22 protein-coding genes are annotated in these 22,571 nt (G+C 43.0%); 11 read left to right on the top strand and 11 right to left on the bottom strand.

Annotated elements, in window-relative coordinates:
• Positions 1–57 precede the first annotated feature (57 nt).
• From VM932_RS01095 to VM932_RS01085, 3 genes are all read right to left on the bottom strand, one after another.
• Positions 58–1,152: a serine hydrolase domain-containing protein gene (locus VM932_RS01095; protein WP_326276740.1), complete on the bottom strand. Its 1,095-nt coding sequence runs from the start codon at positions 1,150–1,152 to the stop codon at positions 58–60.
• Positions 1,153–1,223: 71 nt separating this feature from the next.
• Positions 1,224–1,397, bottom strand: coding sequence for a hypothetical protein (locus tag VM932_RS01090; RefSeq protein WP_326276739.1), 174 nt, complete (start codon positions 1,395–1,397; stop codon positions 1,224–1,226).
• Between the two features lie 75 nt (positions 1,398–1,472).
• Positions 1,473–2,765, bottom strand: coding sequence for an aminopeptidase P family protein (locus VM932_RS01085; RefSeq protein ID WP_326276738.1), 1,293 nt, complete (start codon positions 2,763–2,765; stop codon positions 1,473–1,475).
• Positions 2,766–2,844: 79 nt separating this feature from the next.
• Here VM932_RS01085 and VM932_RS01080 point away from each other — a divergent pair, with 79 nt between their 5' ends.
• Positions 2,845–3,234 (top strand): DUF2721 domain-containing protein, encoded by a 390-nt coding sequence (locus VM932_RS01080; protein WP_293166504.1) that lies wholly within the window; start codon positions 2,845–2,847, stop codon positions 3,232–3,234.
• Positions 3,235–3,462: 228 nt separating this feature from the next.
• Entirely contained in the window at positions 3,463–3,774 is a 312-nt protein-coding gene (locus tag VM932_RS01075) for a hypothetical protein (protein ID WP_326276736.1), read from the top strand.
• A gap of 52 nt (positions 3,775–3,826) precedes the next feature.
• Here the strand turns inward: VM932_RS01075 and VM932_RS01070 are convergent, their stop codons facing one another.
• The gene (locus VM932_RS01070; RefSeq protein ID WP_326276735.1) at positions 3,827–4,717 is read right to left on the bottom strand and encodes a RimK family alpha-L-glutamate ligase; all 891 of its coding nucleotides are present in this window, start codon (positions 4,715–4,717) and stop codon (positions 3,827–3,829) included.
• A 172-nt stretch (positions 4,718–4,889) separates the two neighbouring features.
• Between VM932_RS01070 and VM932_RS01065 the strand changes: the two genes are divergently transcribed.
• From VM932_RS01065 to VM932_RS01035, 7 genes are all read left to right on the top strand, one after another.
• Positions 4,890–5,558, top strand: coding sequence for a succinate dehydrogenase cytochrome b subunit (locus VM932_RS01065; RefSeq protein WP_326276734.1), 669 nt, complete (start codon positions 4,890–4,892; stop codon positions 5,556–5,558).
• A gap of 2 nt (positions 5,559–5,560) precedes the next feature.
• A complete protein-coding gene (locus tag VM932_RS01060) occupies positions 5,561–7,564 on the top strand; it encodes a fumarate reductase/succinate dehydrogenase flavoprotein subunit (protein WP_326276733.1) in 2,004 nt (667 codons plus the stop codon).
• Positions 7,565–7,628: 64 nt separating this feature from the next.
• Positions 7,629–8,375, top strand: a complete 747-nt coding sequence (locus tag VM932_RS01055; RefSeq protein ID WP_326276731.1) for a succinate dehydrogenase/fumarate reductase iron-sulfur subunit — start codon at positions 7,629–7,631, stop codon at positions 8,373–8,375.
• 878 nt (positions 8,376–9,253) lie between these two features.
• On the top strand, positions 9,254–10,666 hold the full coding sequence (locus tag VM932_RS01050) for a sensor histidine kinase (RefSeq protein WP_326277116.1): 1,413 nt from the start codon (positions 9,254–9,256) through the stop codon (positions 10,664–10,666).
• Positions 10,667–10,708: 42 nt separating this feature from the next.
• Complete coding sequence (locus VM932_RS01045) at positions 10,709–11,491, top strand: enoyl-CoA hydratase/isomerase family protein (RefSeq protein WP_326276730.1); 783 nt, start codon at positions 10,709–10,711, stop codon at positions 11,489–11,491.
• Between the two features lie 24 nt (positions 11,492–11,515).
• A complete protein-coding gene (locus tag VM932_RS01040; protein WP_326276729.1) occupies positions 11,516–13,069 on the top strand; it encodes a hypothetical protein in 1,554 nt (517 codons plus the stop codon).
• A gap of 638 nt (positions 13,070–13,707) precedes the next feature.
• Complete coding sequence (locus VM932_RS01035) at positions 13,708–14,781, top strand: PA0069 family radical SAM protein (protein ID WP_326276727.1); 1,074 nt, start codon at positions 13,708–13,710, stop codon at positions 14,779–14,781.
• A 229-nt stretch (positions 14,782–15,010) separates the two neighbouring features.
• Here the strand turns inward: VM932_RS01035 and trpS are convergent, their stop codons facing one another.
• Positions 15,011–15,979, bottom strand: coding sequence for a tryptophan--tRNA ligase (gene trpS / locus VM932_RS01030; RefSeq protein WP_326276726.1), 969 nt, complete (start codon positions 15,977–15,979; stop codon positions 15,011–15,013).
• Positions 15,980–16,066: 87 nt separating this feature from the next.
• Positions 16,067–16,309 (bottom strand): GlsB/YeaQ/YmgE family stress response membrane protein, encoded by a 243-nt coding sequence (locus tag VM932_RS01025; protein ID WP_326276725.1) that lies wholly within the window; start codon positions 16,307–16,309, stop codon positions 16,067–16,069.
• 57 nt (positions 16,310–16,366) lie between these two features.
• Here VM932_RS01025 and VM932_RS01020 point away from each other — a divergent pair, with 57 nt between their 5' ends.
• Positions 16,367–17,104: a lysophospholipid acyltransferase family protein gene (locus tag VM932_RS01020; RefSeq protein WP_326276724.1), complete on the top strand. Its 738-nt coding sequence runs from the start codon at positions 16,367–16,369 to the stop codon at positions 17,102–17,104.
• 25 nt (positions 17,105–17,129) lie between these two features.
• Here VM932_RS01020 and VM932_RS01015 read toward each other — a convergent pair whose 3' ends face one another.
• From VM932_RS01015 to recA, 5 genes are all read right to left on the bottom strand, one after another.
• Positions 17,130–17,288 carry a hypothetical protein gene (locus VM932_RS01015; protein WP_326276723.1) on the bottom strand — a complete coding sequence of 53 codons (159 nt, stop codon included), beginning with the start codon at positions 17,286–17,288 and terminating at the stop codon, positions 17,130–17,132.
• Between the two features lie 348 nt (positions 17,289–17,636).
• A complete protein-coding gene (locus VM932_RS01010) occupies positions 17,637–19,088 on the bottom strand; it encodes a hypothetical protein (RefSeq protein WP_326276721.1) in 1,452 nt (483 codons plus the stop codon).
• Positions 19,089–19,100: 12 nt separating this feature from the next.
• Positions 19,101–19,631, bottom strand: coding sequence for an RNA polymerase sigma factor (locus tag VM932_RS01005; RefSeq protein ID WP_326276720.1), 531 nt, complete (start codon positions 19,629–19,631; stop codon positions 19,101–19,103).
• A 28-nt stretch (positions 19,632–19,659) separates the two neighbouring features.
• A complete protein-coding gene (locus VM932_RS01000) occupies positions 19,660–20,100 on the bottom strand; it encodes a hypothetical protein (protein WP_326276719.1) in 441 nt (146 codons plus the stop codon).
• Between the two features lie 99 nt (positions 20,101–20,199).
• Positions 20,200–21,207: a recombinase RecA gene (gene recA / locus VM932_RS00995; RefSeq protein WP_326276718.1), complete on the bottom strand. Its 1,008-nt coding sequence runs from the start codon at positions 21,205–21,207 to the stop codon at positions 20,200–20,202.
• Positions 21,208–21,478: 271 nt separating this feature from the next.
• On the opposite strand from recA, the gene trhO reads away from it, so the two are divergent.
• Positions 21,479–22,510, top strand: a complete 1,032-nt coding sequence (trhO, locus tag VM932_RS00990; RefSeq protein WP_326276717.1) for an oxygen-dependent tRNA uridine(34) hydroxylase TrhO — start codon at positions 21,479–21,481, stop codon at positions 22,508–22,510.
• Positions 22,511–22,571 lie beyond the last annotated feature (61 nt).

The following is a 22,571-nucleotide window of genomic DNA, read 5'->3' as shown; positions in this document are numbered from 1 at the left end:
CTTTTTAGACCTCTCCAATTTCCGAGATTTCGGGATAAAAATCAAACAAATTGGCAATCATCCGCCAAAATCGTTGTTGTTCAAGACCATTTCAGCTATTTCCCGGGTAATTTGTGTTGGGGAGTTGCAATCGCAATTACTTAGGCCTATCACATAAATATCCTCTTCGGGCAAATAAACCCCCATGGATTTAAACCCAAAAATAGACCCTCCGTGTTCAAGACTCTTGCTGCCATTCATGGTTTTGACATGCCACCCATAGCCATAATTGGTAAGTTCCCCATTGTTCAAGGTATAATTCGTAAAAACCTTTCTTGTGCTTTCCTTACCGAGCAATATATGGTTCTTGATCGCTTGTTCCCACTTTAACATATCATCCACAGTGGACATTAAGGATCCCGATGCAAAAGGGATGGAATAATTGATATGCCTAGCGTTGATATAGTCTTCTCTTTCATGATAGCCGGAAGCTCTGTTCGGTATCACTTTTGAACGTCTTGCATAATAGGACGACGACATTCCCAGTTTTTTGAAAATATGCTTTTCCACAAAATCGGCATACTCCATACCCGATGCTCTTTCAATAATATAGCCTAAAATGATATAGCCCGAATTGTTGTATTTAAATTTTTCTCCGGGATGAAAGTCCATGGGCTCGTTCTTAAAAAAATCAATCATCTCCAACGGTTCCATGTTATTGTTCGCAATGGCGTCGAGTCCTTTTACGCTTGTAAAGCTTTTTATTCCTGAAGTATGGTTCAATAAGTGGTGAATGGTGATTACATGGCCGCGTGTGGGATAATCGGGAATGTATTCGGTTATCTCATCATCCAATTGCAACTTTCCCTCTTCCATCAACATTAAAATGGAGACAGCAGTAAATTGTTTGGTCATGGAACCGATTTCGAAGACATTGTTGGATTCCATCGGCACTTGAAGTTCAAGATTGGCCAAACCAAACGCTTTTTTATAAACGACATTGCCCTTTTTTGCCACCAAAAAAACAGCACCGGGTCCGTTTTCAGCTATTTTTTGCTTAAGCTTATCGTTTATCCGGGCCTCTATGTCCTGTGCCTTCAGCAAGGGTTGAAGCCCTACTATAAAAGCAATCAACAGAAACCGTCGAAGCCTCGTGTTTAGTCCGTTTTTCATTTTACCTTACATTTTTTGATTTGTAAGGTATGACGGTACTTTATTGAAACAGGTTACACGGTCCGAGGAAATTATTCCGAACCCTTGTTCTTTTTAGTGTAGTAGAAAATGGCATAAGCGATGGCGGCCAATGCCACAAAAGGGAGATAGCTCCCGATAACCACGCCAATTTCGTAGGCACTGTCGGGAGCTTCCTCCATCTTTTTTTCAATATTGGATTGTTGAATTAACCAAATAAGGTTCATGTGTATGTTTTTCTGCCATTCTTAGGAGCTTGGGACACTGGGATACTTCGCCACTTTGCTCTTCAGCACAACAGTTTACTTGTTCATCAATTCCTCGATCTCTTCAATTTCGATAGGAATGTTGCGCATCAAATTGAAAGGCTCTCCTTTTTCTTGAATGACCACATCATCTTCCAAACGAACTCCCATTCCTTCGGCTGGAATATAAATCCCGGGTTCTACCGTAAATACCATATTGGCTTTCATCGGTTTTTTCAACTCACCATAATCGTGGGTGTTCAGGCCTATGTGATGACTGGTTCCGTGCATAAAGTATTTTTTGTATGCTGGCCAATCAGGGTTTTCGTTCTGCACATCGGCTTTGTCCAGCAAGCCCAAACCTATAAGTTCGGCGGTCATGAGCTTGCCCACTTCTTTATGGAACTCGGCCCAGATGGTTCCGGGCACCAACATTTTTGTCGCCTCGTTCTTAACGCGAAGCACCGCGCTGTACACTTGTTTCTGCCTCTGGGTAAACTTCCCGTTTACAGGAATGGTGCGGGTCATATCACTGGAATAGTTGGCGTACTCGGCAGCAAGGTCCAACAAAATCATGTCACCGTCCTTTACCTCTTTGTCGTTTTCCAAATAGTGGAGTACATTGGCGTTGCTGCCCGCTGCGATAATAGGGGGATATGCAAAACCTCTGGAACGGTTGCGAACAAATTCGTGCAAAAATTCTGCTTCAATTTCGTGCTCCCAAACCCCTGGCTTTACAAACTCCAAGATTCTTCTGAACCCTTTTTCGGTAATATCGCAGGCTTTCTGCATCAACTCGATTTCCTCCGGTTCTTTAACACCACGGATATTTTGCAAAATAGGGTTGCTCTTGGCCCATTGGTGCGCCGGGTATTCTTTTTTGCACTTTTCAATAAACCGTGCTTCCCGTGTTTGGGTTTCCACTGCTTGGCGGTAATGCTCGTTGGTATTGAAATAAATCGTGTCCGCCTCCGTCATCAAATCAAAAAAGGTTTTATCAAACTCCGTGAGCCAATAAACGGTCTCGATGCCCGATACTTCGGTCGCTTTTTCCTTGGTGAGCTTTGCTCCTTCCCAAACCGCAATATGGTCGTTGGTTTCCCTCACAAAAAGGATTTCCCTATGCTTTGGATCAATGGCATCGGGGAACAACAATAAAATTGTCTCTTCTTGGTCCGCTCCGCTCAGGTAAAAAATATCACGGTCCTGCTCAAAGGGTAAAGTACTATCCGCACCGATGGGATAAATATCGTTGGAATTGAAAACCGCAATGCTTTTCGGCTTCATTTGAGCCATGAATTTCTTACGGTTCTTTACAAAAAGATTGCTGTCTATTTGAGCGTATTTCATAAATTTAATTTGATTTGCCCAAATGTAGCCAATTGCGTTACCGAAGACAAATCCTTACCTTCAATTTCAAATTGAAAACATGCAGCTCAACCTAAGTATTCCCGCACTCCTTTTTCCTGCCATTTCATTGACCATGTTGGCCTATAACGCACGTTATTTGGCCATTGCGGCTTTGATCAGGCAATTGCACAAACAGTTTGAGGAAACCGCCGCCCAGCCCTTAAAACAACAGATCAACCAATTGCGCACCCGTTTGGGCATTATAAAAAACATGCAGGCAACTGCAATCATCAGTTTTTTGTTGGCAGCAGTAACCATGTTCTTGATCTATGTGGAAATGCGTGTCTGGGCCAATGTTATTTTTGGTATTAGTTTGGTGTTCCTTATGGTTTCCTTGGTGCTCTCTCTATTGGAGGTGCAATTATCCACAAAGGCATTGGGAATCCAATTAAAGAACATGGAAAAATAATCGGTTTTTATACCGGCTTATGTAGGAATACCTCTTTTTGGTTGATATCCGAAAAAATGAGTTGTCAATTGAAAAGGCAGTTGCACCAATCCTACAGGGGCATTGGTAAAATCAGCTCAAAAATAACCGTTGCTTGCTTCTACTTTTGATGCATACAATTTGACTCATCTTCCTGAAAGGATATATGCAGCGCGTTAAGGATTTGGAATTTTCTGCTTTTTTGATGGATTGGTCATATCGGAAATAAAAGAAGGTGAAGTTTTTAACTGGTCCATTGCCGAAAAAATAATATCCGTGGCCTATGAGGTCCTGGGAAAAGACAAACCTATCGCCTACATCAGCAATCGCATTCATAACTACTCGGTAGTCCCCACCGATTGGCCAACGTTTTACGAACATCGGCACCAATTGGAGCTTTATTCGGTTATCGCTTGCAACAAAAGCGGTTTGGCCAGCCTTGTTCTGGAAAAAATGTTCTTTAGAAACGAAATACGCCAATTTGCAAACTTGGAAGATGCCATAAAGTGGAGCTTGGCCTAGGTCAATGGAAAAAATTGGCCTATCGGCTTGGACTTAACAACTCCAGACGGGTTCATTTTCTGTTCCTTCCACTGTGCTTTTCTACATATTGAACAATGTGCTTGGCCACATTTACCCCCGTTACCGCCTCAATGCCCTTTAACCCTGGCGATGCATTTACCTCTATCAACAAAGGGCCGTTTTTGGATCGGATCAAATCCACTCCGGCCACACCCAGTCCCAAATGTTTGGTGGCATTTACCGCTATAAATTTTTCCCTTGGCGTTAACTGTACTTTTTGGGTTTCCGCTCCCCGGTGCACATTGGATCTAAAATCGTCCAGTCCGCTGGTCCGTTTCATACTGGCCACGATTTTGTTGCCCACAACAATGATTCTAAGGTCTTCCCCATTGGCCTCCTCTATATATTGTTGTAGCAAAATGCTCGTGTTCATATTATACAAAGTATCTATCACGGATTTTGCCGATTTTTTGCTTTCCGCCAAAATGACCCCTTTGCCCTGAGTCCCCTCTTGTAGTTTAATAATAACAGGGGCTCCGCCCAACAACTCTATTTGATCGGCTACATTGTTCGGGTTGATGGAGAACAGGGTTTTTGGCACAGGTATTCCTTTTTTGGACATCATTTGCAGGGTAGAAACCTTGTTTCTGGCCCTGATGATCCCCAGTGATTTCGCCGTGCTGAAGATATGGTTCATTTCAAACTGTTTTACAATGGCCGCACCGTGGCGGGTCACCGTTGTGCCAATTCTCGGGACAATGGCATCAAACTCATCGGTAATGTTCTCCGTTCCAAAAAAAATCTGCGGCTTATCATCGCCCAACTGCACCGAACATTTGGTATGGTCAATATGCTCCACATAATGGCCTGCCCTTTCAAATTCCTCTGCAATCCTAGCTGTGGAATATACATTGAGGCTTACGGATAAAATGGCAATGTCCATGTTTTTTGCATTGGTTTGAAAATCAATCGTAATATCGGTTAAAATTCCCAAAATAGAATCCTGAAGGATTAAATCCCAGTAGCTTAAAATGAATCTAAATAACCTGTTTTACGATGTTGAAAGCTTGTTAAAAACTCATCCGTGCCGTAAATTTGTTGAAAAACCAGCACTAATGAGTGGAATGATAAAATCATCGCTTGCCCGAAAAGTGATAATGGCACTTTCGGGTCTTTTTTTGGTTGTTTTTCTTACACAACATTTTACCATTAATCTTGCTTCGGTAATAGACCCCGAAACTTTTAATTCCTGGTCCCATTTTATGGGATACAACCCCTTGGTACAGTTTGTCCTACAACCTATTTTGATTGCTGGCGTAATTGTGCACTTTGTAATGGGCTTTGTTTTGGAGATCCAGAACAGAAAAGCCAGGGGCACAGCCTATGTAAAGTACAAGGGCAGTGCCAATGCTCCATGGGTGTCCCGCAATATGATCTATTCCGGATTGGTTATCCTTGCTTTTTTGGCCTTGCACTTTTACGATTTTTGGGTACACGAAATGGCCTATAAATATATTGAGGCCAACCCTGAGGACCCGACACGTTACTACGCAGAAACCGTAGAAAAGTTCGCTCCCATTTGGAGAACCGCCATTTATGTGGTGGCATTCTTCTTACTGAGTCTTCACTTATGGCACGGGTTTGCCTCATCTTTCCAGACCATGGGCGTAAACAACAAGTACACTCCAGCCATCAAGACTTTCACTAAAATATTTTCGGTGGTCATTCCATTGGGCTTTGCTTTTATCGCCCTATATCACCACCTTAACCCAATAACACATTAAGTATGGGCATATTGGATTCCAAAATTCCATCTGGGCCGTTGGCCGACAAATGGACCAAGCATAAAAACGACATCAATCTGGTTAACCCTGCCAACAAAAGGAACATCGACATCATTGTTGTAGGCACAGGACTTGCAGGTGGTGCCGCAGCAGCCACTTTGGCCGAGTTGGGTTATAACGTAAAAACATTCTGCTATCAAGATTCACCGCGTAGGGCGCACTCCATTGCGGCCCAAGGGGGAATAAACGCTGCAAAAAACTATCAAGGAGATGGCGATAGTAACTACCGCCTATTTTACGACACTATAAAAGGAGGCGATTACCGTTCCCGTGAAGCCAACGTGTACCGATTGGCGGAGGTGTCAGGCAACATCATCGACCAATGTGTGGCACAAGGGGTTCCCTTTGCCCGTGAGTATGGAGGAATGTTGGACAACCGCTCCTTTGGCGGGGTACTGGTATCCAGAACCTTCTATGCCAAAGGACAAACCGGTCAGCAATTGTTGCTCGGTGCATATTCCGCGATGAACCGCCAGATAAACCGTGGTAAGATACAGGCCTTTAACCGCCACGAAATGATGGATTTGGTATTGGTGGACGGCAAGGCCCGTGGAATAATCGCCAGAAACTTGGTGACTGGGGAAATTGAAAGACACAGCGCACACGCCGTTGTTTTGGCCACTGGCGGGTACGGAAATGTGTTCTTCCTTTCCACCAATGCCATGGGAAGTAACGTAATGGCTGCTTGGAGAGCGCACCGTAAGGGAGCTTTCTTTGCCAACCCATGTTTCACACAGATCCACCCAACTTGTATTCCTGTTTCAGGTGACCATCAATCCAAATTGACATTGATGTCCGAATCACTTCGTAACGATGGTCGAATCTGGGTTCCCAAGAAAAAAGAGGATGCCATCGCCATCCGCGAAGGCAAATTGAAGCCAACGGAAATCGCTGAAGAGGATAGAGACTATTATTTGGAAAGAAGGTATCCTGCCTTTGGTAACCTAGTACCCCGTGATGTGGCTTCGAGAGCTGCCAAGGAACGTTGCGATGCCGGATATGGGGTAAACAAGACCGGGGAAGCGGTATTCTTGGATTTTGCCTCCGCCATTGAACGTTACGGAAAAGAAAAGGCGTTGACCTCTGGACTTAAAAATCCAGATAAAGCGACTATCACAAAATTAGGTGAAGAGGTTGTGGAGGCCAAGTATGGCAACCTGTTCCAGATGTACGAAAAAATCGTAGACCAAAATCCTTATAAAACCCCAATGATGATCTATCCTGCGGTACACTACACCATGGGAGGCCTTTGGGTGGATTATAACCTGCAGACCACAATCCCTGGTTGCTACGCAGCCGGAGAGGCCAACTTCAGCGACCACGGTGCCAACCGATTGGGCGCTTCCGCTTTGATGCAGGGTCTGGCAGATGGATATTTTGTACTGCCATACACAATTGGCGACTACCTATCACATGATATTAGAACAGGGGCCATTCCAACCGATACCAAGGAATTCGACGAAGCCGAACAACAGGTCCGTGATAGAATGGAAAAGTTGATGGGTGGCTCTGGAATCCATTCCGTGGACTACTATCACAAAAAACTGGGCAAGATCATGTGGAACAAATGTGGTATGGCCCGTAACGAAAAGGAACTGAAAGAAGCCATCAAGGAAATTTCGGCGCTAAGGAAAGATTTCTGGGAGAACGTAAAAATTCCCGGAAGCATCGATTCTAAAAACCAAGAGCTGGAAAAAGCCGGACGCGTTGCCGATTTCCTGGAATTGGGCGAGCTTTTCGCAAAGGATGCACTGCACAGAAACGAATCCTGCGGCGGACACTTCCGTGAAGAGTACCAAACGGAAGAAGGCGAAGCGCTACGTGATGACGAAAACTTTAAATATGTGGCCGCTTGGGAATATAAGGGCGAGCCCAAAGATGCCGAATTGCACAAAGAGGATTTGGTGTACGAGAATATTGAATTAAAAACAAGGAGTTATAAATAGTTGAACGTTGCCAGTTAATGGAAGATCCAACAACTGGCAACTAACGACTAACAACTAGATAACTATGAAATTATACCTAAAGATTTGGCGTCAAAAGGACGCATCCTCACCCGGGAAAATAGTTGATTATACCCTTGATGGTGTAGAAGGGGATATGTCTTTCCTAGAGATGCTGGACATCTTAAATGAAGAATTGGTCTCCAAAGGAGAAGAACCTGTTGAGTTCGATCACGATTGTAGGGAAGGTATTTGCGGAACCTGTTCCCTACAAATCAATGGAGAACCTCACGGACCGGATAGATTGGTAACCACTTGCCAATTGCACATGCGAAAATTCAACGATGGGGACACCATTGTAATTGAACCTTTCCGTGCCAAGGCATTCCCCGTGATCAAGGATTTGATCGTGGACCGAAGCTCATTTGACCGCATTCAGCAAGCTGGGGGGTATATCTCGGTAAACACATCTGGCAACACAATTGATGCCAACTCAATTCCAATCAACAAATACGATGCGGACGAAGCTATGGATGCCGCCACCTGTATTGGTTGCGGTGCTTGTGTGGCCGCTTGCAAAAACGCAAGTGCCATGTTGTTCACCTCAGCCAAAGTTTCCCAATTTGCCTTGTTGCCACAAGGAAGGATCGAAGCTACAGAACGTGTTCAAAATATGGTTCGCCAAATGGATTTGGAAGGTTTTGGCAATTGTACCAATACGGGAGCATGTGAGGTTGAATGCCCAAAAGGTATTTCCTTGACCAACATTGCCCGTATGAACCGCGAGTACTTATCCGCTTCTTTAAAGGGATAAATCTTATAAGATTTCAATATACAAAACCCAAATTTCCAATAGAAGTTTGGGTTTTTTGTTTTTAGGAAGAAATCCAAGTAGTGTTAGGTCGAGCGCCTGCCTTGCCCAGAGAGTGGGCAATCGAGACCCACCAAACTATGAACCTATATATTAAAATGTTTCGAAGGAATAACCTAAACTGACATTACAGATAATATCAACCGTAGGTTATCAGAACATCAAAACGGGACAAACCAATCAGCTTGTACTTAAAGAAGAAGGCCCCTTCAACTTATGTTCCAACAAGAATTAAATGATGTATTGCAAGCCATCTATCTTGAAAAGAAAATCAAAAAGTCGGGCGCCAAAAAGAGGTTTGCCCTAGCAAGTGGGAATCTAAACCTTTTGCAAATATTATCATAATGCGGAGATGCTTTGCACTACAAGTTCCATCCTGACCATGTTTGAGGTCTCGACTGCGCTCGACCTGACACATCCACAACTTAGCTATCTTTTGATTCTATTCTGGGTGACATATTCGTGAAAATCAGTGTGGTTTGCGTCAAGATCACTTGCCTTGTACAGGACAAACCAAAATATCCTTTATTCGCTCTGGGCCCTTAGAATAACAATCAATGCAAAAGATTCATTCTTTGTTGGGCCAAGGATATTCTTTGACAAAGAATAAATGCAATTTTTTAATATGCCCTCCTTCCTCCTTTAGGCAGGAATTTCATAAAACAGCTACAATACTTTTCGTAAAGCGTCAAGGTAAATGAAATTATCGAGCTTCATTTTTGCTCTTGCACTTTATTTGGCTCGATAATTGCTTAAATTTAAGGCTAAATCAAGCGAGCTTGTTAAGAAAATTTTCCTTACGGTCACGCATATTTGTTGCCATGATCACCTTGGTGGTACTCGCCTCTGTCTTGATTGCCGGGGTTACGGTTTACCAGTACAAGGAACAAGGCAACGACTATCATAACGAAAGGTTGGAGCGAAAGGAAGAGCAGCTCATTAAAAGCATTAACTACACACTTAAGGAGACAACCTACCCCATAACCACAGAGAATCTTCACCTTATATTCAGCGAGGAAATTTATGAGATAGCCAACATACAAAATGTAAACTTCAATATTTACGACCTGGAGGGCAATTTGATCAAAAGCTCTCGCCCAACTTTTGAGTCCAACTCAATCGCCACATGTCTCGACCCTGAAGTGCTGAATTTTCTCAGGGAAAGCGGAGAAACCCGGTTTGTGGAGGAAAAAAGGACGGCCGGAGATAATTATCAATCCACCTATACCTACATTTATGACCTGAGATTTAAGCCCATAGGCATAATGAACCTCCCTTATTTTGAAGATAACACCTTCAATAACATGGAATTGAGGGAATTTCTCTTCAGGCTGGGGATGGTTTATCTTTTAATGCTGGTCGTTGCCATTATCTTGGCATATTTTATTTCAAAATACATTACAAGGTCACTCCAGACCATATCGGACAAAATCAACAGAACCAACTTGACCCATCAAAACGAAAAAATTTATTTGGAAGGTCCTGGAGAGGAAATCGGAAAATTGGTGGACTCCTACAACCGAATGATCGATGAGTTAGAGGAAAGTGCCATAAAGTTGGCACGTAGCGAACGAGAACAGGCATGGCGTGAAATGGCGAAACAGGTAGCCCACGAAATTAAAAATCCTCTAACGCCTTTACGGCTAACTGTGCAGAGTTTTGAGCGCAAATTCGACCCAAATGACCCTGATATTCAGAAAAAGGTCAAAGAGTTTTCCAAAACCTTGATACAACAAATAGACACCATGAGCAATATAGCCACGGCATTTTCCAGTTTTGCCGATATGCCCGCCCAGCAGAACGAAACTTTGAATGTGGTTAAGGTGGTAAAATTGGCCATGGAGATTTTTAATGAAGACTATATTCATTTTATAGCCGACGAAGAGGAAATTGTGGCCAAGCTGGATCGTACCCAGTTAATAAGGGTAATCACCAATTTGGTAAAGAATGCCATTCAGGCTGTGCCCGATGTAGACTCCCCGAGAATCTTGGTAACAGTGGCCTCCGTAGGCGACCGTGTTAGAATTTCGATTGCCGACAACGGCCTTGGAATAGCGGACGGGCACAAACACCAAATTTTTGAGCCCAAGTTTACCACCAAGTCCAGCGGAATGGGCTTGGGGCTAGGTATGGTAAAGAACATTGTGGAAAACTATGGCGGAACCATTAACTTTACTTCTAAAGTTGGAAAAGGAACCGTTTTTACCATTGATTTTCCAAAAGAACATAAATAATAATGGCGGACATTGTACAGCCCGTCCCAAACATAGGTATACATGGATTTCGAGAACATTTACATTGAGGAAGAGAACAATTTGGCCACCATAACCATAAACAGACCCAAAAAGCTAAATGCCCTCAACAAAAGGACAATTGAAGAGTTGCACGTGGCCTTTAAGGAGCTGGACGAGGACAGGGACATAAAAGTGATCATTATCACTGGAAGTGGTGAAAAAGCCTTTGTTGCGGGTGCCGATATTTCCGAATTTGCCAATTTCTCGGTAAAGGAAGGCCGCCAGTTATCGGCAGTCGGGCAGCAGCATCTGTTCGATTTTGTGGAAAACCTGTCCACACCGGTAATAGCTGCAATTAATGGCTTTGCCCTTGGCGGCGGATTGGAGCTTGCCATGGCATGCCATTTTAGGGTGGCCAGCAGCAATGCAAGAATGGGCTTGCCCGAAGTATCGCTGGGAGTAATTCCCGGATATGGCGGAACCCAGCGCTTACCACAGTTGGTAGGCAAGGGAAGGGCCATGGAAATGATCATGACCGCAGGAATGATCGATTCCGACAAAGCATTTGGATATGGGTTGGTGAACCATGTGGTATCCTCTGAAGAATTGTTGCCTTTTTGTATGAAAATTGCGAGCAGGATATCGAATAATTCCAGTGTCGCCATAAAACATGCAATAAAAGCGATAAATGCTGGTTTTAAATATGACGCTGATGGCTATTCGGTGGAGATTGATGCCTTTGGCAATTGCTTTGGAACGGACGACTTTAAAGAAGGAACCTCCGCGTTTTTGGACAAACGAAAAGCAGATTTCCCCGGATCGTGACCATTGGCCTAACCAAGCCATATCATGAAAAAACACCTACTTCCATTATTTTGCCTTGTATTGACGTGCATCGCCGTCAATGCCCAAAAAATGCCCGTTTCCTACGATTTTGGTGAGAAATACAGGGACAAGTACCGCTACTCCAACCTCGTGGCCATTGATGAAGATGATTCCGGAGGTTACGTTTTGGTGCGTGCCTATTACCAAGGATTGGTGCTTAAGCCCAAGGGATACTTTATAGAGCAATACAACAGCGATTTGGAACTGGTTTCCGAGTACAACTATAAACTCAAAGGGTTGGACTTTGTGAATGGATTCCTGAAAAATGGCCAGTTGAACCTTTTGTTCCTAAATTATGATCCCAATAAAGGGGAATATGAATACTGGGTGCATACCAGCCCCATAATCGATTTTAATTTCAGGCCCAAAAAACTGCTCTCCATTGCTTCCGAAGAAGTAAAAGACCCCGTAGGGAAAAACTATTATAACCGAGACTTTTCCCGTGGCTTTACCACTGCCGTTCTTTTTAATGAGGAGAAGACAGGCTTCGTAATAAGCACACATCATAAAAAAGGGAAGAGCAACAAACACATGATCCATTTGTTCGATACCGCGCTCAACAAAAAGTTCGAATATGATTTTTCCGATGAGATCGAGGAGAAAAACTATGCTTTTGAGAACGTGGCTTTTTCGCCAGACCTACAAACAGCCTATATTGTAGGGAAGGCCTACTTTAAAAAGAGACGTTTTAGGGTTGATGAAAGAAAGTTTCAATACGAATTGATCAAAATCTCGCAATACGGGAGCAAAACACAATCTTTTGTAGATCCAGGCAAGTACCCGGAAGCATTGTATCCGATCTTGGTTAAAAACAGACTGGTCTGTTTAGGTTTTTATGCCGATAGAAAGGACAACCGTTACAACGGTATTGCTTATTTTGAAATGAACCAAGGCACATTGGACATCCAATCCCAAAAATACAATCCCTTTTCGCAACAATTTATGGAAGATAAGTTTGGACGTGCAGGAAAGCACGATATCAAAAACCTTGTTTTTAAAGGAGTTGAGATAACCGATGACCAAGACATCTTGTTCAATGCAGAAGAATATTTTGTGACTTCGGGCTTAGAAGTTACCGGAGCTGGACAACGTGTAAAAATCGAGCGCTATCATTATAATGACATTGTCAGCGTTAAATTAGGGGCCAATGGTGATATGAAATGGGCCAGAAATATCAACAAGACCGAAGTTACCCAAGGCGATGGAGCCTATGCCTCCTACAGTTCGTACTGCAAAAATGGTAAAACGTATTTTTTTATCTGTACTTCTTCAGAACACCCACAACTCATAAACAACGAACGATTGATATTTAAGCAAGGTTTTAGCAGAAACCGAAACGTTTTCCTGATTTCCTTGGATGAAAACGGAGTTATGGATTATGAGAAAATCATCGATCAGCAAGAGGCCAGATTACCGCTCATGGTCTCCAAACCACTTAAGGACGAAGAGGAGGACAAAATGCTCTTCTACGCCAAGCAAGGAAGCAGAAAACAATTGGTAAAGGTCGATTTTAAATAAGAACAAAGACTCATCAACACCAAGTACAAGCTCAAACGCAAGTTCAAAGAAAAGAGGGCCAAGAACCAAGACATAAGAGACAAGACTTTTGCACCGGATCAAGTTATTGAGTTACTGCAATCTACCAACTGACTCCCGACTTCTGACAAGTCCAAATTCAAGTATCAAGGTTCAGGAGTTACTGCTTACTGCAAACTGACTTCGTGCTTCGAGCATCCTACTCCCGACAAGCTCAAGAACAATTGTACCCTTTATGGCCATCTGTCTGTCCGTACGGAATAACAACAGTCGGGAAAAAAAACAAACTCGAGATAACCTGTGCAATTCTTGTCAAACTTTACGGCCTTGAAGCGATCCTTCATCTTCCTTGGAATGTTAGGATAAGTGATGTCATTTCGAAATGGGGGGGGGTGTAACGACGATCGAGAAATCCATTCGATACTGATACTTTAGTATTTCTCCCACCAGACCCATTCAAGGTTGGGTTCCCGTTCGAAATGACGGAGTGCCTTGATACAAATTCATGACATTTGTGCCAACCCCATTAATATTTATAAGCTATCCAACGCTCTAGTAATTCATCAATCAAAATATTCAAACAAAGGATATAATCCATATATTTGGAATAAATCCAAATTATGTCATCCAAAGAATTTTTAAGGGGAAGGGGAGCACAGAACAATACGAGCAATCGGTTTTTGCGGCATGTGCATGAAATGCGGGAGGATTTTTTGGAATTCTGCCGTTTGGAAGGAGAGGAAGCCGAAAGCAACAAAACGAAGTACATTCCTATTTTTCCAAAAACGATTGTCAACAAAGTGGATAGCCCCGATGTAGGGATGGGATATTCCATGAACCCTTACCAAGGCTGTGAGCACGGTTGTATTTATTGTTATGCCAGAAACACCCACGAATATTGGGGCTATAGTGCAGGTTTGGATTTTGAACGACGCATATTGATCAAAGAAGCGGCTCCAAAGCTTTTAGAAACCAAGATCAAACATAAAAAATGGAAGGCACAGACCATTGTTCTATCTGGAAACACCGATTGCTATCAACCCGCAGAACAAAGGTTTGGGATTACACGAAAATGCCTGGAAGTTTTTTTAAAGTATCGGCATCCCGTGGGCATTATCACAAAAAACGCTTTGGTGTTGCGCGACCTCGATATTTTAAAGGAGTTGAACAAACATCAATTGGTCGGGGTCAATATTTCTGTTACCTCATTATCAGAAAAAACGAGACGAAAACTGGAGCCCAGAACGGCATCCATCCAAAAAAGATTAAAGACCATTCAGGCATTATCTGAGAACAATATACCCGTTAATGCTATGCTGGCCCCCATGATTCCGGGAATAAATTCCCACGAGTTGTTGTCATTGGCCAAGGCAGTGGCAGACCATGGGGCCCTTTCCTTTGGTTTAACGGTTGTACGACTCAATGGGGCCATAGGGCAACTTTTTTCGGACTGGATAAAAAAAACAATGCCAGATAGGGCTGAAAAAGTCTTACATCAAATACAGGATTGCCACGGGGGAACGTTAAATGATAGCAGATTTGGCACAAGAACAAAAGGAGAGGGCAAAATCGCGGAGCAAATACACGAAATGGCCCATTTGGCCAAGAAACGATATTTTAAAGATAAAACCTTTCCGCGGTTGAACATGGAGCTTCATGAACGATACAAAGATGGACAGATGGGATTGTTTTAATTGCAATTTGCCCATCATCAATTGAAAAGTTGACAACTTCCAATAAGTGTTCGTTCATTCAGAGCTAATATCCCGGGGACTTGCAGCAATTTCCCAGTTAAACCTTGTTGCCTTTTTGAGCAAAGGCGAAAAACCGAAATGCTATTATTGGATTCCCGTTTTCACGGGGATGACGGTTACAATGGAAACCCTATACAAGCATACGGGGAACTCTTTTTGATCAAACAACTCAATACCCCAGCTTTTCACGAACCCTTGTCAGCACCTCATCGGCTGTTTTACGGGCCTTTGCTGCACCAAAGGCCAAGGCTTCGTCTACTTCGTTCTTGTGGTGCATATAGTATTCGAATTTTTCGCGGGGTTCCTCAAACTTTTCCAAAATAAGTTCGTACAAGGCTTGTTTAGCATGTCCGTAACCATAATTACCTGCCAAATAATTGGCGCTCATTTCCTCAATCTGTTCCGTAGAGGCCAATAATTTGTATAAAGCGAATACATTGTCTTTGCTAGGGTCTTTGGGATCCTCCATTGGCGTGCTGTCCGTAACAATGCCCATGATCTGCTTACGGAGTTTTTTGTCCGGTTGGAACAGGTTGATGAGATTGCCACGGCTTTTGCTCATTTTTTCGCCATCCGTACCGGGCACATACATGGTTTGCTCGTGCACTTTGGCTTCGGGCATCACAAAGGTTTCGCCCATCTGGTTGTGAAAGCGGGAGGCTACATCTCGGGTCATTTCCAAATGCTGGAGCTGGTCTTTCCCTACGGGAACAATATCAGCATCATAAAGTAAAATATCGGCGGCCATCAGCATGGGATAGGTAAACAAGCCTGCGTTCACATCTTCCAACCTATCGGCCTTGTCCTTAAAGGAATGTGCCAATGTTAATCGCTGGTACGGAAAAAAACAGCTAAGGTACCAGGCCAATTCAGCCGTTTGTGGAATATCGCTCTGTCTGTAAAAAACAGTCTTTTCAATATCAAGGCCAAAGGCCAGCCAAGCCGCAGCTATGGCGTAGGTGTTGTTTCGTAACAGCTCCCCATTTTTGATCTGTGTAAGGGAGTGCATATCGGCAATAAACAGAAAGGAATCATTTCTGGGGTCCTCCGCCATTTCAATGGCAGGCGCAATTGCTCCCAAAATGTTACCCAAGTGGGGTGTGCCTGTGCTTTGTATTCCTGTCAGAATTCGGGCCATGCTAAATTTTTGCCCGTAAAAGTAAGCATCCCGTACATATAAAAAAAGCGGCAGTACCGCTTAACGTGGAATTGATTTAATTAGGCTTTATTTCTTGAACAGCCCGGCAATGAAAAGAATCACTACGGCACCAATAACACCTGTGATGAGATGGCCGATAATTCCCGACCCTATGTGGATCCCAAGTGCGCCAAAAAGCCAATTGCCCACAATGCCCCCAACAATTCCCAAAATAATATTCAAAAGAAGGCCAAAGCCGCCCCCTTTCATGATTTTGCCCGCAAGCCATCCGGCTAGGGCACCGATCAATAAAGCATATAAAATACCCATGTCCTAAATTTTAATGGTTAGTCCTATAAAGATATTCAAAAATTTTACTTTTGATGGATGCTTGGAATAATCAGAAATGCGGGACATGTAGTGTATAGGGTTTGGTTCTATATCTTGGTTACCGTTCCCATTCTATTACTTTTTCCGATTTTGCTCATTTTTACTATCTCCGAAAAAACCTACCCCCATTTTTTTTGGTTGGCACGGAATCTATGGGCCAGACCTATTTTGTACGGTATGGGCTGTTTTCCCAAGATTGTTCGAGAGCAGCGCATGAAGAAAGGAAAAAGCTATATGCTAGTGGCCAACCACACCAGTATGCTTGATATTATGCTGATGTTGGTCATTAGTGGAAACCCTTTTGTTTTTGTAGGCAAAAAGGAATTGGAGGGCATTCCCATTTTTGGATTTTTCTATAAAAGGGTCTGCATAATGGTGGATAGGGAAAACGTTCGTAGTAGGACCGGGGTTTACCGTCGTGCACAAAGAAGACTAGATCAAGGGCTGAGCATTTGTATTTTTCCGGAAGGGGGCGTACCCGAGGAGGACATTGTTTTGGACAAGTTTAAGGACGGGGCTTTTAAAATGGCTATTGCCCATAAAATCCCCGTGGTACCGATGACTTTTTTGGATAATAAAACACGTTTTTCATTTACCTTTTTTAGTGGCGGACCTGGACGGCTAAGGGCCAAAGTGCACGAGTTTTTCGAGACTGGAATTTTGAGTGCCTCGGATACCTCTACATTAAGGGAAGAGGTAAGGGATGTGATTTTAAAAGAACTGACCAAACAGTAAAAATCCCATATAGGTATTTTTGTAATCACCTTGGTGCCCAAAGGGCGATATCATAGCAGGAATGGGCACACAAATTTCCGATGGTCTTGCCATCGTCCTCAATATATCTTGGGTCTTTAGAGGCATCGTTAATAATTTCCGCTTGGGCCGTTTGGGCCACATAACCCGATATTCCTTGGCCCATAGGAATTTGAACTGGATTGTAAATAGTCTGGTCCTTTGGGTTTTTTGGGCCGTACGCAGCTTTTTGGACCATGTATTGTCGTCTACTGGATAGATCACACAATCCACCAAATACAGTTCTTGGCCACGTCCCAGAGAATATCATTTTCCTTTCCCATAAGCGATTTTGAAAAGTAAATGAGGACATCCCCAAATTGATTATTTTTCACATTGTCAAAAGGCCGGTTAGTTTTATAAATCCGGAAATAACGAGAATATGTGAGTGTCTTTGGCACAAAAAAGCGCCCGTTTTAAGGGGCGCTTAATTGATTGCTTAAAGGAGCAATCTTCCTAACCAACTTCTTACATATTAAAACTTAAAACTGATGCCGCTATAAATTCCAATGGAATAAGGTTTAAAATTGCCGGACACATTGGAAAAAGTGTTTAATTGATACTTCAATACAGGTTCAATATTAAACCTGACCTTGGGCGTAAATTTATAATTGAGGCCCATGCCCACATTGGCGCTAAAGTTTAAAGCATTTATGTTGTTCGCCTCGCCCATTTCGGTAACCAGTTCATTGGATTCCAACAACACTGAATTGTCCACAAGGAAAAGCGAGCTTACACCTCCTATAAGGTCAACGCCTAACTTTTTGTCCAAAACGGCGTAATTTACTTCCAATGGGACTTCGATATATCCCAATTGTTGAACCATTTTACCATCAAGGGAGGGGGCTTCGTTGAACAGAACCTCTTTGGAGTTGATCGCAGGGGCATTTTTGGCACTTTCCCTACTTTGTACAATTATGGATTCGGAATTTGGGTTATAATCAATATTTGCTATTCTATTGGCCGAAGCAGCCCGTAAAGTAGAGGAAAAAACCACATCGTTGGTATTGTAACCATAATTTACCCTGTGCACTCCGGAGCGGATTTTTAATTTTTTACCCACTTCATACGCTACGGTAAGACCATAGCTTAAATTAAACTTCCCCGATTTTGAGTTGGAGGAAAAGTCGGCTCCAACAGGAGAGCCATCTCCAATAGCATCAAAATATACAGGTGCCAAAGAAGGACCAACGGACCATTTTCCCGTTTTGTTTTCTGCCACCGCTTCCTCTATTTCCTTTTGCTCTTCAATCGCATCGTAAATGGATTTTTTTTCAGCCTCTGCTTTTTCTTCTGTATGCTGTGCAACTTGGGTGTTATCCCCGTCTGTTTGGGTGGTTCGTCTTTGGCCTTCATCACCGTTCATCGCAATGGCGCTGTTTTTTTCTGCGCCGTCTTTTTCAGAAGAAAGTGCTTCAGATTCGATCAAACCGTTGTTTTTGGCCTGAGTTTTACCCGCTGGGTCATTTGTTTTTGAATTGGTGGAAGCAACATTTTCGGCAATTGCCGAAACCTTATTTTTATGTAAGCCGTTATCGGTTGTTTGATGGTTCCCTTCCTCCAAGTCTTCACTATCGGATGTATTTGCCAAACCATCCCCTTGCTTTTCTGAAGTAGTCACTGGACTATTAAAGCCCTTACTCCTCTTTTCTTCTGAATTACCGGTTTCATCCGGAACAGCAATGTTTTCCAGATCGGTAATAATTTGTTCTTCTTTTGGTTCTTCGGCAAACGGATTGATTGCCAACAGGAGTATTGCCAAGGCTGCGGCAACCCCGCCCAGGCTCCACCAAATAGGTATGACCCGCTTTTTTTGTTTCTTTTTGTCCAAAGAGGCTTCAATGGAGTTCCAGACCTTTTTGTCCGGGACTTCTTGAAAGTCTTGAAAACTTTCTTTGAACAATTGCTCTAAATTCTTTTTCCCCATCGTTAGTTCTATTTAAGCAATGTTTATTTTGGCTTTTTCTATTTTGTCCCTCAAAATGGCCTTGGCCCTAGCTAAATTGGATTTTGAGGTTCCGGTGGATGTCCCCAGCATCTCACCGATTTCTTTGTGACTGTAGCCGTCCAATACGTAAAGGTTAAAGGTTAGCCTATACTTATGTGGCAGCTCTTGTATGTAACCTAATAAGGTTGAAAGGCCTATGTCCGTGTCTTCCGTTTCCACTTCTACCTCATCTTCAATATTTTCCGAAACTACGTTGAGGTATTGGTCTTTTCTGTATTTCTGGAGTACCGTGTTTACCGTTATCCGTTTGATCCAACCTTCAAAGGACCCTTTGAAACCGAACTGGTCGACCTTGTCGAATATGGTCATAAAACTGTCGTGCAGATTGTCCTCCGCTTCCGTTTTGTTACGGGAATATTTGAGGCACATACCGAAAAGAATACCGGAGTATCTCCGGTATAGCTCGGCTTGGGCCTTTCGATTTCCGTTTTTACAGTTATGTATCAGTTCTTCAAGATCCAAATGTTGGTCAATTTTGGATAGTTGCTATTTAATTTGTTTGTTCCCCTCCTGCTACCGGGATTGTATATTCCAAATAAGTTGCATTGCCTTCGGCATCATCACCCGCATAAAATCGGAAGATATAATCCTTGGTGTAAATCACATTGAATTTCAGCGTGGCCACAACTTCTTCCACGGCTTCGGTGCAAGCTCGGTCTTCATCGGTTAGCACAGAGCCGACCACAACAATGTCACGGCCCGTTTCCGCAGTGTCCGTTACATCAAAACCTTCAAAAAAGGTGCATCCGTTTGGTCTTTGGTAGGTTACTTCAATGTCGTAGGTTTTCCCATACTCAAATGATTCGGGCACATCGGCCTCAACTGTTTTTAAGGCTGTAAAGTAAAAATTGGGGGAATCATCATCCACCTCACAAGAGACGAACCATGAGCATGCCACGATCAACATAAAGGGCACTAATGCTTTTTTCATAATAAAAATCCTTTTATTCCCTAGATGTTCAGTGTATACAAGGGTTGCGTAGGATTTTCACAACTAAAGGTTAATCTCCCATAAAAATCGATAAAAGGGTTATTCGCTTACCGCTGCAATGGCCTCTCTGATTTTGCTTTCCAATTCTTCGGATAGTTCAGGATTGTCCAAGAGGAGTGATTTTACGGCATCCCTTCCCTGTCCCAATTTGGTGTCGCCATAACTAAACCAAGAGCCACTCTTTTTTACAATTTCGTAGGCGACTCCCAAATCAAGTATTTCACCTATTTTGGAAATTCCCTCACCGTACATAATGTCAAATTCCGCAGTTTTAAATGGCGGTGCCACTTTGTTTTTCACCACTTTTACACGGGTCTTGTTTCCTTGGACATCACCATCGGTGCTTTTGATCTGTGTGGAACGCCTAATATCCAATCGTACGGATGCATAAAATTTAAGGGCGTTGCCCCCGGTGGTTGTTTCTGGATTTCCGAACATTACCCCGATTTTTTCCCGCAACTGGTTAATAAATATTACGGTACATTTTGTTTTGCTGATGGTGGAAGTCAGTTTTCGCAGCGCCTGTGACATTAAACGCGCATGCAATCCCATTTTGGAATCTCCCATTTCACCCTCGATCTCACTTTTTGGCGTAAGGGCAGCTACGGAATCCACGATTACAATATCAATAGCACCGGAACGAATCAAGTTTTCGGTTATTTCCAAGGCTTGCTCTCCGTGATCGGGCTGGGAGATGATCAAATTGTCAATATCAACCCCTAACTTTTTGGCATAAAAGCGGTCAAAAGCATGTTCAGCATCAATAAAAGCGGCAATGCCTCCAGCTTTTTGGGCTTCGGCAATGGCATGCAGTGTCAATGTGGTTTTACCTGAAGATTCAGGACCATAGATTTCGATCACCCGTCCTCTCGGGTATCCTCCTACGCCGAGGGCGATGTCCAATCCCAACGAGCCGGAAGGAATTACCTCCACATCTTCAACAACACTATCGCCCATTTTCATGACAGCACCTTTGCCGTAGGTTTTGTCCAACTTGTCCAATGTAAGTTTTAAGGCCTTTAATTTTGCTTCTTTCTCTTTGCTCATGGTAAAAAATGTTAGGAAGGCTAAAATACCATTTCTTTCAACATGCCACAAAGGCCACGCAACCTTTTTAACAACAATACATCTTAAGGATACTAACTCATCTACATAGAGCTAATTATAGCTCGCATTGCTAGGAGGAAGAAAATTTAGCTATGAAAAGGAAGTAGTGGATCAAGGGGCCCTTAACAGGCCCTTTTGATTTACTTGTCCTTTAATTCTTATCTTTGCCCCACATTTTTAAGAACCATTCTTTAACTTAATCAGGTATAGCATGCAACTGTACAACACATTAAGTGCAAAAGAAAGGGAAGCCCTTATTGAGGAGGCCGGTAAAGAACGGCTCACCATCTCTTTCTATAAATATGCACACATAGGCAATCCCCAGATTTTAAGGAACCATCTTTTTTTGGCTTGGGACGATATGGAGGTTCTGGGTCGGATTTATGTGGCCCACGAAGGCATAAACGCCCAACTTTCGGTGCCCGCGGAAAACTTCAATACTTTTAAGGAACATTTGGACAGCATCACATTTTTGGAAAATGTGAGGTTGAACATCGCCATTGAACAGGACAACAAATCATTTTTGAAATTAAAAGTGAAGGTCCGCAAAAAAATTGTGGCGGATGGGCTGAACGATAACACTTTTGATGTCACCAATAAAGGCATACACGTAGGTGCGGAACAGTTCAACGAACTTATTGAAGACGAAAACACCGTTTTGGTGGATATGCGAAACCATTACGAAAGCGAGATAGGCCATTTTAAAAATGCAGTTACACCCGATGTGGACACTTTTCGCGACTCACTCGATATTATAGAACAAGACCTTGCCGAACACAAGGAAGACAAAAAACTGGTAATGTACTGTACCGGCGGTATCCGTTGCGAAAAAGCCAGTGCCTATTACAAGCACAAAGGCTTCAAAAATGTGTACCAGCTGGAAGGAGGCATCATCGAATACACCCGACAAGTACGCGAAAAGCAATTGGAGAATAAATTCTTGGGCAAAAACTTTGTCTTTGACCACAGGAGGGGCGAACGTATTTCCGAAGATGTGATAGCACACTGCCACCAATGCGGCAAACCATGTGACACGCATGTAAACTGTGCCAATGAAGCATGTCATTTGTTGTTTATCCAATGTGATGAATGTGCGGAGGCCATGAACAATTGCTGCTCTGTGGATTGCATGGAAATACACGCGTTGCCCTACGAAGAACAAAAACGTTTGCGCAAAGGCAAGGGGGCCAGCAACAAAATATTCAAAAAAGGACGTTCTCCCGTGCTGAAATACAAGAAGTAGCATTTCACTACTGCAACAAATTGTACTATATTTACAATTAGTAATTTTTATGAACCCTATT

The sequence above is a fragment of the Flagellimonas halotolerans genome, from assembly GCF_035818535.1.
Classification (GTDB): Bacteria; Bacteroidota; Bacteroidia; order Flavobacteriales; family Flavobacteriaceae; genus Flagellimonas; species Flagellimonas halotolerans.
Note: the sequence above shows the minus strand (reverse complement) of the source record. Positions and strands in the feature narration are given on the sequence as shown.

What these genes read in the sequence shown, in the direction of transcription:
- VM932_RS01095 (WP_326276740.1), bottom strand. Translation starts at nt 1,152, where the DNA reads ATGAAAAACGGACTAAACACGAGGCTTCGACGGTTTCTGTTGATTGCT.
- VM932_RS01090 (WP_326276739.1), bottom strand. Translation starts at nt 1,397, where the DNA reads ATGAACCTTATTTGGTTAATTCAACAATCCAATATTGAAAAAAAGATG.
- VM932_RS01085 (WP_326276738.1), bottom strand. Translation starts at nt 2,765, where the DNA reads ATGAAATACGCTCAAATAGACAGCAATCTTTTTGTAAAGAACCGTAAG.
- VM932_RS01080 (WP_293166504.1), top strand. Translation starts at nt 2,845, where the DNA reads ATGCAGCTCAACCTAAGTATTCCCGCACTCCTTTTTCCTGCCATTTCA.
- VM932_RS01070 (WP_326276735.1), bottom strand. Translation starts at nt 4,717, where the DNA reads ATGGACATTGCCATTTTATCCGTAAGCCTCAATGTATATTCCACAGCT.
- VM932_RS01065 (WP_326276734.1), top strand. Translation starts at nt 4,890, where the DNA reads ATGAGTGGAATGATAAAATCATCGCTTGCCCGAAAAGTGATAATGGCA.
- VM932_RS01060 (WP_326276733.1), top strand. Translation starts at nt 5,561, where the DNA reads ATGGGCATATTGGATTCCAAAATTCCATCTGGGCCGTTGGCCGACAAA.
- VM932_RS01055 (WP_326276731.1), top strand. Translation starts at nt 7,629, where the DNA reads ATGAAATTATACCTAAAGATTTGGCGTCAAAAGGACGCATCCTCACCC.
- VM932_RS01050 (WP_326277116.1), top strand. Translation starts at nt 9,254, where the DNA reads ATGATCACCTTGGTGGTACTCGCCTCTGTCTTGATTGCCGGGGTTACG.
- VM932_RS01045 (WP_326276730.1), top strand. Translation starts at nt 10,709, where the DNA reads ATGGATTTCGAGAACATTTACATTGAGGAAGAGAACAATTTGGCCACC.
- VM932_RS01040 (WP_326276729.1), top strand. Translation starts at nt 11,516, where the DNA reads ATGAAAAAACACCTACTTCCATTATTTTGCCTTGTATTGACGTGCATC.
- VM932_RS01035 (WP_326276727.1), top strand. Translation starts at nt 13,708, where the DNA reads ATGTCATCCAAAGAATTTTTAAGGGGAAGGGGAGCACAGAACAATACG.
- trpS (WP_326276726.1), bottom strand. Translation starts at nt 15,979, where the DNA reads ATGGCCCGAATTCTGACAGGAATACAAAGCACAGGCACACCCCACTTG.
- VM932_RS01025 (WP_326276725.1), bottom strand. Translation starts at nt 16,309, where the DNA reads ATGGGTATTTTATATGCTTTATTGATCGGTGCCCTAGCCGGATGGCTT.
- VM932_RS01020 (WP_326276724.1), top strand. Translation starts at nt 16,367, where the DNA reads ATGCTTGGAATAATCAGAAATGCGGGACATGTAGTGTATAGGGTTTGG.
- VM932_RS01015 (WP_326276723.1), bottom strand. Translation starts at nt 17,288, where the DNA reads ATGGGCCAAGGAATATCGGGTTATGTGGCCCAAACGGCCCAAGCGGAA.
- VM932_RS01010 (WP_326276721.1), bottom strand. Translation starts at nt 19,088, where the DNA reads ATGGGGAAAAAGAATTTAGAGCAATTGTTCAAAGAAAGTTTTCAAGAC.
- VM932_RS01000 (WP_326276719.1), bottom strand. Translation starts at nt 20,100, where the DNA reads ATGAAAAAAGCATTAGTGCCCTTTATGTTGATCGTGGCATGCTCATGG.
- recA (WP_326276718.1), bottom strand. Translation starts at nt 21,207, where the DNA reads ATGAGCAAAGAGAAAGAAGCAAAATTAAAGGCCTTAAAACTTACATTG.
- trhO (WP_326276717.1), top strand. Translation starts at nt 21,479, where the DNA reads ATGCAACTGTACAACACATTAAGTGCAAAAGAAAGGGAAGCCCTTATT.